Below are 248 nucleotides of genomic sequence, written 5' to 3'. Positions count from 1 at the left end.
AAGTTACGCCCGGCGAGCTCTGGTCGGTGTGCCGTAGCATAAGCTGGCATTTGCGCACCATAAACATGTGAATAATTAACGCCAGCTTGCTCAAATACTTTGCCCGCAGTGAGTACCCGACTGCGACCACCACCGCCTTCTGCCCGTTGTCAGGCATCTTCAACAAAACGTGCGCCAGCATCAGCCTGCTCTAATTGCTGACAAATTTGATCCTGCAGTGCCATCAGAAAAGCTTGTACCTGCTGCAA

Annotated in this window: 1 pseudogene; it reads right to left on the bottom strand. The window is 52.0% G+C overall.

The window, feature by feature from the left end:
* Positions 1-137 (bottom strand): annotated as a pseudogene (locus RMT89_RS46415) (coproporphyrinogen III oxidase); the annotation flags it as partial.
* Positions 138-248 lie beyond the last annotated feature (111 nt).

Origin of the sequence: Streptomyces sp. P17, assembly GCF_032436805.1 — a bacterium.
Lineage (GTDB): Bacteria > Actinomycetota > Actinomycetes > Streptomycetales > Streptomycetaceae > Streptomyces.
Note: the sequence above shows the minus strand (reverse complement) of the source record. Positions and strands in the feature narration are given on the sequence as shown.